This is a genomic window from Microbulbifer discodermiae (genome assembly GCF_040742695.1).
Lineage (GTDB): Bacteria > Pseudomonadota > Gammaproteobacteria > Pseudomonadales > Cellvibrionaceae > Microbulbifer.
This window is the reverse complement of sequence record NZ_JBFLAB010000014.1, coordinates 25,621-39,358: the sequence shown is the minus strand read 5'-3', so window position 1 is coordinate 39,358 and position 13,738 is coordinate 25,621. Positions and strand designations below refer to the sequence as shown.

The window sequence follows — 13,738 nt, the reverse complement described above, 5'->3', positions numbered from 1 at the left end:
GCCAGATGGTCACTTCCTGAGCCGGTTTGGCTACTTTTCTCGGATCTCCTAGTTTTCATTAACAGGTTACTTTTAAAGTATTTTAATGTCGGAATAATAACCAGTGTATGTAAAATTCTTATATGGCATTGTGGTGGCCATAGCCATGTCGCTCATCGCCGCGTGTAGCGGATCCGGCTCTAACAGTTCTGATGTGGATGAGGGCAACAGCGAGAGTGTTGGTAATGAGGAGCCAAAACTGGGCCTGCCTCAAGGTGTCACCCTGCGCTTCGAGGCCGTCAAGCGCTTCCGCTTTGACTGGATTGATGCTGAGGGCGCTACCCATTACCGATTGCTGGAAAACCCCGATGGGCGTTCCGGTTTTAGCCCGGCTGGTACAGAGGTTGGGCAGGGTATTCAGACCCTCGTGTTGGAAGTCCCTCTCTATGCCCGCGCCAATGCACAATATATCCTCCAAGCCTGTAAGGGTGTGGAGGCACAGGAAACCTGTAACGATTCGGAGATCCTCTCAGTCAGCGGTACCCTGGTGGGTAGCATCGGTTACTTTAAGGCCAGCAATCCCGACCCGTTGGACCACTTCGGCTCGGCCCTTAGCCTAAGTGCCGATGGTAGCACCCTGGCCGTGGGCGCATTTGATGAGGCCGGCAGTGCCACCGGGGTTGGTGGCGACCAGGATAAGAACGATGCTGAGCACGCCGGTGCCGTCTATGTGTTTAGCCGCCGCACAGGAATTTGGGTCCAGGAGGCTTATCTCAAGGCCAGTAGTATCGACGTATACGACATCTTTGGAGAGAGCCTCAGCCTCAGTGCCGACGGCAATACCCTGGCAGTGGGGGCTTTTGGTGAGGACAGTAGTGCCACCGGAGTTGATGGTGACCAGAGTAATAACGACGCTAGGAGTTCCGGTGCCGTGTACGTCTTTAACCGTCGTCAGGGCAGATGGTCACAGCAAGCCTATATTAAAGCCAGCAATACTGACCGATACGATAACTTTGGTGAAGCGGTCCACCTCAGTGCTGATGGCAATATTCTCGCCGTGGGAGCGCCTTTCGAGTCCAGCAGCGCTGTGGGTGTCGGCGGAGACCAGAGCAATAACGATGCCGAGGGTGCTGGTGCCGTGTACTTGTTTAGCCGCAGTGAGGAAGCCTGGGAACAAGAGTCCTATGTCAAGGCCAGCAATACGGAAGCATTTGATCATTTCGGCGCTGGTCTCAGCCTCAGTGGTGATGGCAAAACCCTGGCCGTGTGGGCAAGAGGTGAAGATAGCAACGCCATCGGGGTCGATGGCGATCAACTCAATAACGATAGCGGGTCCGGCGCCGTGTATCTGTTTATTCGCGGCGACAGCACCTGGGTGCAGCAGGCCTATGTCAAGGCCAGCAATACCGATACACACGACGGTTTTGGTAGAGCTCTCAGTCTCAGTGGCGATGGCGATACTTTGGCTGTGGGGGCGCCGGGCGAAGACAGTAGCGCCACCGGGCTCAGCAGCGACCAGTCCAATAACGATGCCGAGAGTGCCGGTGCCGTGTATATCTTCAGCCGCAACGCGGGCACCTGGTCACAGCAAACCTATGTCAAGGCCAGTAATACGGACACAGGGGATCGCTTTGGTCACGCCCTCAGTCTGAGTGGGGATGGCAATATCTTGGCGGTGACCGCAAGTGATGAAGACAGTAATGCCATAGGGATTGGTGGCGATCAATTCAATAATAGTGCCGGTGGGGCCGGTGCTGTGTATCTTTTTTATCGTCGCGAAGGCAGCTGGGCCCAGCAAGCCTACCTCAAAGCCAGTAATACGGATCGATTTGAATATTTCGGTGAGAGTCTCAACCTGAGCGCTGATGGCAATACCCTGGCCGTTGGCGCCATTTTTGAAGACAGTAGTGCCACAGGGGTCAATGGTAATCAGAGTAATAACGACTTATTGCGTGCAGGGGCAGTGTATGTGTACTGAGCAGAGTTCAGTACCGGCCTAGCGTGTCAAATCCCCAATAATCCCTATTGGTGACAGACTTTACTAATTACCATCGCTACTTGCCTGAATATAGCCTCGTTGGCGAGCTTTATGGAGTGGAGTTAGCCGTTAAAGGTCGCGCGAATGGAACCATAGGTGAGCTTCATTTTTGCCGGATCCAGGGGCGCCTTGAAAAAACCGTGGTAGTGCCCGCGGGGATTGATCAAAACAACCTGTGAGCCGTGATCCAGGGTGTAGTCGCCATTTTCCAGTGGCACCTTGTTGAAGGGTACATTGAGCTGGTTGGCGAAACGCTTCAACTGCAAAAAATCCCCCGTGATGCCGCGAAAGTCCTGATGGAAATAACGTACATAATCCCCCAGTTTTTCCGGGGTATCGCGCTTGGGGTCGACGGAAACCAGAAGGATGTCGGTATCGGTGCGGGTCTTCTCATCCAGGCCGCGGTAGAAATTATTCAGCGTCGCCATGGTGGTGGGACAGATATCGGGGCAGTGGGTGAAGCCGAAGAACACCAGTGTCCAACGGCCGGCAAAGTCGCGGGTTTGAAAAACGTCACCAGTATCGGAGAGCAGCTCAAAGTTTTCCAGGATGCGGGGGCGCTCCAGTTTGATGGCGCCGTTGAGCCGCAGTTCGGAGTCAGAAATCACGCGCGGTTGGTTCAGTTTGTTGATAAACCCGGCCAGGACGGCCAGCATAAATAGCACCAGCACCGCTACAGTGATAAGGATACCCCGCCGCTGGCTTGGGGTTTTTTCCGGGGAAGCGTGTCCAGCCATGATTTATACCGCGATTAGATAGTGGTCCAGTAACATAATGCAGAAAAGCGCCATCAAATAAATAATCGAGTAGCGAAAGGTCTCCATGCCCGCATCGGGATTTTTGTCGCGCAGCATTTCGATTGCCCAGTAAATAAAGCCGATACCCAGCACTACTGCGCCCAGCAGGTACAGCCAGCCCAGCATACCGGTGGCAAACGGCAGCAGGGTGACGGCAAACAGGACAAAGGTATAGAGCAGTATGTGCAGTTTGGTATAGGCGACGCCGTGAGTCACCGGCAACATTGGAATATCCGCATTGGCGTAGTCGTCGCGCCGGTGCACCGCCAGGGCCCAGAAATGCGGGGGTGTCCAGGCGAAAATAATCAACACCAGCAGAAGTCCGTGGCCGTGCCAGTCCCCCGTTACCGCCACCCAGCCGAGTAGCGGTGGCGCCGCGCCGGCGATGCCGCCGATGACGATATTCTGCGGCGTTGCCCGCTTGAGAAACATGGTGTAAACAACGGCATAGCCGAGCAGTGAGGCCAGCGTCAGCCAGGCCGTGAGCGGGTTGATAAAGGTAATCAGGATGGTCATGCCGGCACAGCCCAGCAGCAGTGCGAACAGCAGTGCCTTGTGCGGCTCCACCCGCCCCCGGGCAATGGGCCTGTTGTGCGTACGGGCCATCTTCAGGTCGATATGGCGGTCCACCAGGTGATTGACTGCCGCGGCACTGCCGGCACAGAGGGCGATACCCAGATTGCCCAGCAGCAGTACATCCATGGGCACCATACCCGGTACCGCCAGCAACATGCCGATCACCGAGGTGAGAATCATCAGCATCACCACGCGTGGTTTGGTGAGCTCGTAGTAGTCGCGCCATCCGGCTGTGCTCAGGCTTGGGGTTTGTGCGGTCATGGGTTCACCTCTTTGTTATTTTTATCGCCGGGGTTGCGCTGTCTGGATACGGTAGCAGAAAGTCAGGAGCCCCAGTAACAGCAGCGCGGCTCCGGCGTTGTGGGCCACCGCTATGGGCAGCGGTAGGAACATGACCACGTTGGCGATCCCCAGCGAGACCTGTAGCGCCAGCACCGCCGCCAGTCCCAGGGCCCAGCGCCTGGAGCCGGCACGCCAGGCCAGAGCGGCCAGGCTCAGGACCAGGATAGTGACGACCAGGGCACCGATGCGGTGGGTGACGTGAATAGCGGTTCGCGCGTCACTCTCCAGAGCGCCACCGAGATAGTTGGGGCCAATCCGTTGGGCAATATTGAAGCCCTCGCGAAAATCCATCGGCGGCCACCACTGGCCGTGACAGGTGGGAAAGTCGGCGCAAGCCAGGGCGGCGTAGTTGGAGCTGGTCCAGCCTCCCAGTGCTATCTGCACAATCACGGCTCCCACGGTGATGAAGGCCAATGGTCTGAGTTTCTGCAGCAGACGGTATTCCTGCACGGGAATACTGCGCCCCCGGTTGCGCAGCCGCTCGGCGAGAAGCCACAACATCGACAGTATCGCCATGCCGCCCAGCAGATGGGCTGTGACAACCTGCGGCCACAGCTTCAGCGTCACTGTCCACATGCCAAATGCCGCTTGCAGCAGGACCAGGGCCAGCAGTATGTGTACCTGGATAAAAGCGCGCTGTCCGCGGCGGCGCCAGGTCAGTATGGTGAGGCCGAACACCAGCAACAGCAGCAGGCCGGCAAAATACCTGTGCACCATTTCCGGCCAGGTCTTGTCGGTCTCCACCGGTGTGTCGGGATAGGCGGCGTTGGCCTGCTGGATTTCGTGGGCCTCGCTGGGCCAGGTCAGCTGGCCATAGCACCCGGGCCAGTCCGGACAGCCGAGACCCGCATCCACCAGGCGGGTGAAGGCCCCTAGCACCACCACCACCAGGGTGAGCACGCAGCCCGCGAGTGCCAGCCGCAGGCGCCAGTCTGTATGCGCTGCACCTTCGTCGGGGCCTATGGAAAATTTTCGCATGTCTGTCTCCGTTTACTGCTCATAGGAGTACTTCAGCAGGCGCTTAATGTCCTTGAGGATCTGGTTTCCCGTGTGATGGTTGTCATACGCCATCATGGCGAAACCCGCCTGGTCCACCAGCAGTGCCTCAGACTGGTTCCGGTTCAATACCCCGGTGTCGTTCTGGAGGCGGGCAAGTTCCTCCGGCGGCACCACCATAAAGCGCAGCCGTGGGTGCTGTTCCGAGAGGATCTGCAGTTGGTCTGCGGGCAGGGGGGCACTGGTGACGAGCATACGCTCCACGCGATCCGCCTTTTCACCCAGCCGGATATGGACCTGGCGGCTAGTATAGAGCAGTTTCTCACAGTCGCTGCCGCAGTCCCGGTCGGAAAAAATCAGGTAGCGCCACTTGACCGGTTCGCCGGTCAGCTGTACCGGTTCGGCGCCCCGCTCCCGCATGGGCAACAGGGAGAGGTCTACTGCGGGGTGCAACAGGTCGCCTTCGTTGATGGTATTTTGAGGCATGCCCACGCCCGTGTGGTACACCAGATAGGCGGCTGCGATGGGCAATACCACTGAGGCAATGACCGAAACCCCCTGCATACGGCCGAACCAACTCCTCTGCTCGGCGGCGGCTTCCGGGTTGTTTGTGGTGGTATCGGGGATCTCGTTCACGACTGTCTACCTCTACAGTTATTCGTTATTGTCGTTGCACCCGGCGCACTCGCAGCCTTTGCAGGATACGAGTAGCGGCAGCCAGCCACAACAATACCAGAGCTGCGGCCATTGCGAACCACTGAAATGCATAGGCCCGGTGGCGCTCCGGCGGACTGTTTATCATCTTCCAGTCGGTAACCAGTGCAGTATCCGAATCCGCGCTCAGGCGCACCGACCAGTGTGGATGTTGCAGGCCCAAAGCGGTGCCCAGGCCGGTATCCAGGGACTGGATTCGCTGCTGGGGTTTGGCGCTTTCATCTGCGCTTCGGGCCAGCGCTTCCGGCAAGGGGTACAGGAAACCGGTGATCACCTTGGCGGCCATTGGTGACGATACCTGCGGCAACCGCTGACGACTGTTTGTGGCCTCCACCCAGCCCCGATTGATCAACCAGCGCTGGCCGGCGGATACAAACACCTGCACAATCTCATACCCGACTCTGCCACTGCGCGTGCGATTGTCCAGATAAAACAGCTCATCCGTGTAGTAACCCAACAGGCGCAGGGGGACATAGCGCTCCAGCTTTGGCAGTTTTTCAGGCGCCACTGGCTGGGCGGACAGGCGGGCATCCAGGGCTGCGACCATCGCCGCCTTCTGCCCGGCCCGGTCCAGCTGCCAGAAGCCCAGGGACAACAGCAGTGGCAGCAGGAGGCCACAGAAGAGGGTGAGCGGCCAGCTGCGAATCAGTGCTACACTGCGGGCTGTTCCGGACTGCACGGAATTGCTTTGTGCTGTCATGGCGATTTTCGCCTGCAAGCAGGCCCCACTTCCAATGGCGAATAAAATATGTGGCTGAAAGTCGTTATTGTCCTGTTGTTTCTTGCGGTGCTGGCCAGCCTGACCAGTGCTTTGTTTTTCCTGCTGCGCGACATGGGCGCACCGGAATCCAAGCGCACCCTATACGCTTTAGGTATTCGTATCTCCCTCGCGGCGATGCTGCTGCTGGCGATCTGGTATGGCCTGGACAGCGGCATCCTGTCAAACACCGCGCCCTGGGCCAACAAATACTGAGTTGACCCGGCGGGCCCGGGAACTGATATCGCAATCACCGGGCGCAGGCTGGGATACCCCGCGCCCCCGGGTCAGGCCCCCAGTACGTAGACGAAAATAAACAGTCCTACCCAGACCACATCCACAAAGTGCCAGTACCAGCTGGCCGCTTCGAACCCGAAATGGTCGTCCGGCTTGAAATGGTGGGCGATTACAGAGCGCAGCAACATAATCAGCAACATGATGGTGCCGAGGGTGACGTGGGCGCCGTGGAAGCCGGTCAGCATAAAGAAGGTGGTGCCGTAGATGCCCGATTCCAACGTCAGCCCCAGGTGCTGATAGGCTTCATAGTACTCAACCGCTTGAAAATACAGGAACACTGCGCCCAGTACGACGGTGAGCCCCAGCCACAGGTTGAAGGCGGTGCGCTTGTTTTTCTTCAAAAACACATGGGCGATGTGCACGGTAACGCTGGAGGCCAGCAGTATCAGGGTATTCAGCAGCGGCAGGTGCCAGGGATCGATGATGTCCCTGGGGCCTGTGACTTTGGCGGCGTCGCCGTGTACGGCCGCATCCGGGGTCACCAATAGGGGCCAGGTGTTTTCGAAACCCTCCCAGAGCATATTCGATGAGCCCAGCTCCCCTTCCCCACCCAGCCACGGCAGAGTGAAGTTGCGGATATAGTAGAGGGCGCCGAAGAAGGCACCGAAAAACATCACTTCGGAGAAGATGAACCAGCCCATGCCCCACACGTAGGAGCGCTTCAGCTGGTCGCTGTTCAGTCCGGCCATGTTTTCGCGGATCACCGCAGCGAACCAGAACCACAGCACTGCAGCCAGAGCCAGGGAGCCAGTATAGAAAATAAATGAACTGCCACCATTGATCCAGTTGGCGGCGCCGAACGCTATCAGAAAAAGACCGATGGTGGCGAATATTGGCAGCCGGGACTGCTCGGGCACATAGTAGCTGCTTTCACTGGCCATAATTATTATCCCTCTCGCTGGGAGCCGGTATTGTTGTTATTGAGTGCATGATTGTCAGAAATCTTTTCCGTAACGTCGAATAGCGTATAGGAAAGTGTGATGGTGTTGACGCTCGGCGGCAGGTCGGGGTCGACGATAAAGCGCAGTGGAAGCTCAGCGCTCTCGCCGCCCTGCAATACCTGTTGATTGAAGCAGAAGCACTCCGTCTTGTGAAAATAAGCCGCAGCCTTGAACGGAATCAGACTGGGGATCGCCTGGCTTATCATTTTTCGATCGGTCGGGTTGTAGGCGAGAAACACTGTGTCCCTCGCCTCACCTGGGTGTACCTGTATCGAAACCACGCTGGGTTTGAACTGCCAGGGCATATTTTCATTGTTAGTGGCGACGAACTGCACAGTTACCAGCCTGCTGGTATCGACGGCGGCGGGTACGGCTTCGTACTTGTCGCCGGTCTTACCGTTGAGGCCGGTAATTTCACAAAAGGCGTCGTAAAGCGGCGGCATGACAAAGATCGCAAACAGCAGCATGCCGGCGGCGAGCGCCAGCAGCTTTGCAGTAATTTTTGTATTGTCGTTCCAGACCATTGCCGCGAAACTCAGTTACCGCACTGCCGGAGGTGTGCTGAAAGTGTGGTAGGGCGCTGGCGACGGCAGTGTCCACTCCAGGCCCTGGGGGTTATCCCACACTTCCGCAGTGGCTTTTCTGCCCCCCTGGATGGTGCGAATCACATTGAACAGGAACACCAGCTGGGCGGCGCCGAACAGGAAGGCCCCGATACTGGCGATCTGGTTGAAATCTGCAAATTGCAGGGCGTAGTCCGGTATGCGGCGCGGCATACCCGCGAGGCCGACGAAGTGCATGGGAAAAAAGGTCAGATTGAGGCCGATAAACGCCAGCCAAAAATGTACCTTGCCCATGGTTTCGTTGTACATGTTGCCGCACCATTTGGGCAGCCAGTAGTAAACCGCCGCAGTGATGGAGAAAATGGCACCGGGCACCAGTACGTAGTGGAAATGCGCAACCACGAAATAAGTGTCGTGATACTGGAAATCCGCCGGTGCTATCGCCAGCATCAGCCCTGAGAAACCGCCGATCGTGAACAGGATCACGAAGGCTACAGCGAACAGCATCGGCGTTTCGAAGGTCATGGCGCCGCGGAACATTGTGGTTACCCAGTTGAACACTTTCACCCCGGTGGGTACCGCAATCAGCAGGGTTGCGTACATGAAGAACAGCTCGCCGGCGATAGGCATGCCCACGGTGAACATATGGTGCGCCCACACAATAAAGCTCAAAAAGGCGATGGATGCCGTCGCGTATACCATGGAGCTGTAACCGAACAGCGACTTGCGGGCGAAGGTGGGGATTATCGCCGACACAATGCCGAATGCCGGTAGAATCATGATGTACACCTCCGGGTGGCCGAAGAACCAAAAAACGTGCTGGAACAGCACAGGGTCACCGCCGCCGGCCGCGCTGAAGAAGCTGGTGCCGAAGTGGATATCCATCAGCATCATGGTCACCACACCCGCCAGCACCGGCATCACGGCAATAAGCAGGTAGGCGGTAATCAGCCAGGTCCACACGAACAGCGGCATCTTCATCAGGGTCATGCCCGGAGCGCGCATGTTGAGGATGGTGGCGATGATGTTGATGGCCCCCATGATGGATGAGGCCCCCATGATATGGATGGAAAAAATAAAAAAGGTGACGCTGGGCGGCGCATACTCGGTGGACAGCGGTGCATAGAAAGTCCAGCCAAAGTTGGGCGCACCCCCTTCCATCAGCAGGGTCGAGGTCAGCATGGTGAAAGCAAAAGGCAGAATCCAGAAGCTCCAGTTGTTCATGCGCGGCAGCGCCATGTCCGGAGCGCCGATCATCATCGGAATCATCCAGTTGGCGAGGCCGACAAAGGCCGGCATCACTGCGCCGAACACCATGATCAGGCCGTGCATGGTGGTCATCTGATTGAAGAATTCCGGCTGCACTATCTGCAGGCCGGGTTCGAACAGTTCAGCGCGGATCACCAGTGCCATACACCCGCCCAGCAGGAACATGGCAAAGCTGAACCAGAGGTACATGGTGCCTATATCTTTGTGGTTGGTGGTGTAGAGCCACCGCTTGAATCCGGGTTGCGGACCGTGTGCCATGACTGACTCCTACTGCTTATTCTTGAAATTGAGAATGTCGATGGGCTGCACGGTGTCGCCCATGTCGTTGCCGAAGGCATTGCGCTGGTAGGTGATCACCGCAGCCAGGTCCACCTCGGAAAGCTGTGGACCAAACGCCTGCATGGCTGGGTTGGTGGGCGAACCATCAACCACCATACTCAGATGGTCGTCCAGGGGGCCGGTGGCTATTTTGGAGCCGGCAATGGCGGGGAAAGTGGGGGGCACCCCCTGGCCATTTGGCTGGTGGCAGGCGGCACAGTTGACGTTGTATACGTCCTGACCGCGCGCCATCAGTTCGTCGAAACTGAAGGTCTGCTGGGTGAGCTGGCGCACTTTGGCCGCGCTTGCCGCCCGCTCCTCCAGCCAGGCATCGTACTCCGCCTGGGGCACCGCCTTGACCACGATGGGCATAAAGCCGTGGTCCTTGCCGCAGAGCTCGGCGCACTGGCCCCGGTAGATGCCGGGCTCCTCAATGCGGGTCCAGGACTCGTTGATAAATCCGGGAATCGCGTCTTTCTTGACCGCCAGGGCCGGTACCCACCAGGCGTGGATTACGTCGTTGGCGGTAATCAGGAAGCGTACTTTTTTATTGATCGGTACCACCAGTGGCTCGTCCACCTCCAGCAGGTAGTTTTCGCCTTTGGGCAGCTGGTTGTCGATCTGCGCCCGGGGGGTGGAGATGTTGGAGAAGAAGGAGACATCGGAACCCAGATAGTCGTATTTCCACTTCCACTGGTAACCGGTAATCATGATATCCAGATCGGCTTCCTTGGTATCGTAGATATCGTACAGGGTTTTGGTCGCGGGTATGGCCATCAGCACAAGAATAACGAATGGCACAATAGTCCATACCAGCTCCACGGCGGTGCTCTCGTGAAACTGTGCCGCTTTATAGCCCTTGCTCTTGCGGTGACGCCACATGCTGTAGAACATCACCCCGAACACCACAACGCCGATCGCCACGCAGATCCAGAAGATCAGCATGTGCAGATCGTAGATGGTCCGGGCAATCCCGGTTACCCCCTGGGTCATATTGACTTCCCAGCGCTGGGAACCCGAGTTTTCCGCCAGTGCGGATTGGGCCAGCACCGAAGTGGCCAGCAAGGCGAACAGCCGATTGAAGCCTCTCAACATCGCCTACAAATCTCCGTGTATTTGTTTTTATCTCAGCCGTCGGCTGTCACGGATAACTGGACTGCCGCGCGACCCGGGGGGTGCACGGTGTTTCCACACAAAAATTGTGGACATTCTGTAGTAATACAAGACCACTTGCACTGAGCAAAGTCTGGGCACGCTGCCGATACTTCGCGATACTGCCATCAGTGCAACTTGTTATTCTTCTATGCAAAGATTTTTACTTCAGATGTCGTCGTCCGGAAGGTACAACCAACAACCTGTGTCTTATTGTCGCATCTACTGCGGGGACAACAGAAACATACCACCGCTAAAAAGTCAATTGAACCGCCAGTTTAAGTTGCCCTGCAATGACGTCGACACAAAGCTGTAACACGGCTTATGGACGGGTCTGGAGACTCGCCTGGCCGATGATTTTGAGCAATATTTCGCTACCCTTGCTGGGTGCGGTTGACACGGCAATCCTAGGTCATCTCTCCTCTCCGGAATATCTTTCTGGAGTGGCGATTGGCGCCAGTATCATGTCGATGCTGCTGTGGGCATTCGGTTTTCTGCGCATGGGGACCACCGGACTGGTGGCGCGCAGCCGGGAGGGCGGCGAACTGTGGCTGCTGCGCGCCCTCTGTCTGGCGGTGGCGCTGGGGTTGGGTTTGATTCTGTTGGTCTGGCCCCTGCTCGGCCATATCGTCGATTGGATGAATGCCAGTGCCGAGGCCCGGCCACAAGCACTGATTTATCTGCAGATCCGCCTGTTGAGCGCGCCTCTGGCGCTGGCCAACTTCGCCCTGCTGGGATTTTTTATCGGCCGTCAGGACAGCCGCGCGCCGCTGTTTATCCTGCTGGCCGCCAACCTGCTCAACATTGCTCTGGACTTTCTTTTGATTGTCGGCCTGGGTTTGGGTGCCAGGGGTGCCGCCCTGGCAACCCTGTGTGCGGACACCGCCGCGCTGGCAATGGGCTTCGCACTGTTGCGTAGGGTTGACCCGGGCTTGCTGGGCCGGTTGTGGGGAGGGCTGTGGCGGCAGAGTTTTTCACCATTGCGCGAGCCGGCTCCGTGGCTTGAGTTGCTGCGCATCAATTCCGACCTGTTCTTACGTACCTGCCTGCTATTGCTGACCCTGACTTTCTTTACCGCCCAGGGTGCGGCTCTGGGTGACAGGGTACTGGCCGCCAATGCGATCCTGATTCAACTGCTGATGATGACCTCCTACGCCCTGGACGGATTCGCCCATGCCACAGAGGCTTTGGTGGGGGAATCTGTAGCGAAAAAATCCCCGCACCTTTTTTCCACCACTGTGCGCGCCGCCGGACTCTGTGCCCTGGTTACCGCCGCCGGTTTCAGCTTCATATTGGTCCTCGGTCAGCCGCTGATCCTCTCCCTGTTCACGGATATGCCCGAGGTGCTGGAGCAGGCGGGGCGTGTCTACTGGTGGTTGTGCGCCCTGCCGCTGTTGGCGGTGTGGAGCTACCAGTTGGATGGGGTTTTTATCGGCGCGGGAAAAAGCCGGGACATGCGCAACACCATGTTCGTCGCCACTGTGCTGGTTTTTTTCCCCGCCTGGTGGCTGACCCGCTCCTGGGCGAATCACGGTATCTGGTTCAGTCTTTTTTTGTGGATGACTGCCCGCTCTGCAGGTCTGCTGATTTATTTTCAGCGCTATTCAGCGACAAAGTCCTGGATTTAACATTGCAAATCTGACAGTGGATACGCCAAGAACAAAAGAATCGGCAGTGGGTTTTATTCCTAGCAGGTTGTTGCAAAAGGCATCCTGCCTTTTGCAACACACGAAAAGCGAAAAATGTGATTTTCACTTTTCTCCCAAAATCAACGACTTAGCCGTCGCCGATTTTGCCGGAACATCCATATTCCGGTACCAGGCGTCGAAATTCTTCGAATTTCAACAGCCTGCTAGGGCCAGATTAAAAATTCACCGCCATTTGCTGGTATTGCACTATCTGTGTCCAGTTGGCCATAAATGGCCCCTGTCCCTGGATTATTGCTTTGTTCAGGCGGTCCACCCGCAGTTGCAACTGGCTGTCGTGAAAATACAGTCCGCCATTTCTGATGGTATAGCCGCGCGGGTTGTCGGTTAAAAGCTGCAGATAAGCCTGCACGCGCCTGATCTGTGCTCTGACCTGAGTGGTGGAAAAGTTGCCGGAGCGATAATTGTCCAGAGCCTCGGTGTTGATGGTGGACTCCACCAGTTGCTGAGTCCCGGGGCTCAGGCTGCTGGTTGCGATCTTGTCGCGGATATCTGCGCGCAGGTGTAACAGATAATTGTCCGCAGCCTCTGCGGCAGTGTATAAGCGCTCGGTGATATGCTTGGCATTGCTCAGAGCCTGGGGGCTTCCCAGCAAGTGTGCAGCGCGCAGGTCCGCAGCCGCGAAATCACCCAGGGGAGCAAAAATGGTGGTGTGCTGGGTATTGCTGTTCAGCGTTAGTCGTTCACATAAGCGCACCGCTTCGCGCCACTCCGGGAAGTGCCTTCCACGCAGGGCTTTCGACGGCAGCGCCGTTGTGTCGCGCAACAGTCTCGCGCTCTCGGCGCGGTAGAAGGCAGGCCGCCGCTGCCAGTTGTTGGCCTGCAGATTAAACAGGGACAACAGGCCAGCGTTGACGCAGCGGGACAGCAGGTGGGCCACCTGTTGGCGGCGTTCCTGCTGTGCATCCTGCCAGTACTGCCGGGTGGCCAGGCCCACTATAAGTAACAAGGCCGCCAGCCCCAATAGTGATAGTTTTCTAAGCACAGTTAGTGTGAACTTGCCCTAAGGCTTTTTGGGTGGCTGAATAAATCTCACCGGCCTTTCCGCATCCTCGGACTGGGCCTGCTCGCTGACCCGGGTGGACAGCTCCCGGGGGGATGACTGCAGGCGGATTTCGTCCTTGAAACCGCAGGCGACACATTCCCGGTAATTCCGCTGGCCCCGGTTGTAGTTGACGATCCTATCCATCTCGCCACATTTGGGGCACACGGCGCCGGCAATAAAACGTCTTTTCTCCGCCTTGGGTGAAGGCTTGCTACCTGATTGCATTGTTTGTCCTGCACTGCATGGTT

14 protein-coding genes are annotated in these 13,738 nt (G+C 57.3%); 3 read left to right on the top strand and 11 right to left on the bottom strand.

The window, feature by feature from the left end:
* Positions 1 to 103 precede the first annotated feature (103 nt).
* Positions 104 to 1,957 carry a histidine kinase gene (locus AB1S50_RS07210; protein WP_367149865.1) on the top strand — a complete coding sequence of 618 codons (1,854 nt, stop codon included), beginning with the start codon at positions 104 to 106 and terminating at the stop codon, positions 1,955 to 1,957.
* A gap of 122 nt (positions 1,958 to 2,079) precedes the next feature.
* On the opposite strand, the gene AB1S50_RS07205 is transcribed toward AB1S50_RS07210, so the two are convergent.
* Genes AB1S50_RS07205 through AB1S50_RS07185 form a run of 5 tightly spaced genes read right to left on the bottom strand, consistent with a single transcriptional unit; the run spans position 2,080 to position 6,142 of the window.
* A complete protein-coding gene (locus AB1S50_RS07205; RefSeq protein ID WP_367149864.1) occupies positions 2,080 to 2,754 on the bottom strand; it encodes an SCO family protein in 675 nt (224 codons plus the stop codon).
* Between the two features lie 3 nt (positions 2,755 to 2,757).
* The gene (cyoE, locus tag AB1S50_RS07200; RefSeq protein WP_367149863.1) at positions 2,758 to 3,651 is read right to left on the bottom strand and encodes a heme o synthase; all 894 of its coding nucleotides are present in this window, start codon (positions 3,649 to 3,651) and stop codon (positions 2,758 to 2,760) included.
* Between the two features lie 21 nt (positions 3,652 to 3,672).
* Positions 3,673 to 4,710 (bottom strand): COX15/CtaA family protein, encoded by a 1,038-nt coding sequence (locus tag AB1S50_RS07195; protein WP_367149862.1) that lies wholly within the window; start codon positions 4,708 to 4,710, stop codon positions 3,673 to 3,675.
* A 12-nt stretch (positions 4,711 to 4,722) separates the two neighbouring features.
* Complete coding sequence (locus AB1S50_RS07190; RefSeq protein ID WP_367149861.1) at positions 4,723 to 5,364, bottom strand: hypothetical protein; 642 nt, start codon at positions 5,362 to 5,364, stop codon at positions 4,723 to 4,725.
* 25 nt (positions 5,365 to 5,389) lie between these two features.
* Positions 5,390 to 6,142 (bottom strand): SURF1 family protein, encoded by a 753-nt coding sequence (locus AB1S50_RS07185; RefSeq protein ID WP_367149860.1) that lies wholly within the window; start codon positions 6,140 to 6,142, stop codon positions 5,390 to 5,392.
* Positions 6,143 to 6,190: 48 nt separating this feature from the next.
* On the opposite strand from AB1S50_RS07185, the gene AB1S50_RS07180 reads away from it, so the two are divergent.
* A complete protein-coding gene (locus AB1S50_RS07180; RefSeq protein WP_367149859.1) occupies positions 6,191 to 6,415 on the top strand; it encodes a DUF2909 domain-containing protein in 225 nt (74 codons plus the stop codon).
* A 71-nt stretch (positions 6,416 to 6,486) separates the two neighbouring features.
* Here the strand turns inward: AB1S50_RS07180 and AB1S50_RS07175 are convergent, their stop codons facing one another.
* From AB1S50_RS07175 to coxB, 4 genes are read right to left on the bottom strand one after another with little or no spacing between them, the layout of a single operon-like run.
* A complete protein-coding gene (locus tag AB1S50_RS07175) occupies positions 6,487 to 7,377 on the bottom strand; it encodes a cytochrome c oxidase subunit 3 (RefSeq protein ID WP_367149858.1) in 891 nt (296 codons plus the stop codon).
* Positions 7,378 to 7,382: 5 nt separating this feature from the next.
* Positions 7,383 to 7,961, bottom strand: a complete 579-nt coding sequence (locus AB1S50_RS07170) for a cytochrome c oxidase assembly protein (RefSeq protein WP_367149857.1) — start codon at positions 7,959 to 7,961, stop codon at positions 7,383 to 7,385.
* Between the two features lie 15 nt (positions 7,962 to 7,976).
* The gene (gene ctaD / locus AB1S50_RS07165) at positions 7,977 to 9,527 is read right to left on the bottom strand and encodes a cytochrome c oxidase subunit I (protein WP_367149855.1); all 1,551 of its coding nucleotides are present in this window, start codon (positions 9,525 to 9,527) and stop codon (positions 7,977 to 7,979) included.
* 9 nt (positions 9,528 to 9,536) lie between these two features.
* A complete protein-coding gene (gene coxB / locus AB1S50_RS07160) occupies positions 9,537 to 10,682 on the bottom strand; it encodes a cytochrome c oxidase subunit II (protein WP_367149854.1) in 1,146 nt (381 codons plus the stop codon).
* Between the two features lie 350 nt (positions 10,683 to 11,032).
* Between coxB and AB1S50_RS07155 the strand changes: the two genes are divergently transcribed.
* Positions 11,033 to 12,367 carry an MATE family efflux transporter gene (locus AB1S50_RS07155; RefSeq protein WP_367149852.1) on the top strand — a complete coding sequence of 445 codons (1,335 nt, stop codon included), beginning with the start codon at positions 11,033 to 11,035 and terminating at the stop codon, positions 12,365 to 12,367.
* 235 nt (positions 12,368 to 12,602) lie between these two features.
* Here the strand turns inward: AB1S50_RS07155 and AB1S50_RS07150 are convergent, their stop codons facing one another.
* Together AB1S50_RS07150 and AB1S50_RS07145 are read right to left on the bottom strand one after the other, a co-directional pair.
* Positions 12,603 to 13,394 (bottom strand): hypothetical protein, encoded by a 792-nt coding sequence (locus AB1S50_RS07150; RefSeq protein ID WP_367149851.1) that lies wholly within the window; start codon positions 13,392 to 13,394, stop codon positions 12,603 to 12,605.
* Positions 13,395 to 13,448: 54 nt separating this feature from the next.
* Positions 13,449 to 13,715 carry a YheV family putative zinc ribbon protein gene (locus AB1S50_RS07145; protein WP_367149850.1) on the bottom strand — a complete coding sequence of 89 codons (267 nt, stop codon included), beginning with the start codon at positions 13,713 to 13,715 and terminating at the stop codon, positions 13,449 to 13,451.
* Between the last annotated feature and the right edge of the window lie 23 nt (positions 13,716 to 13,738).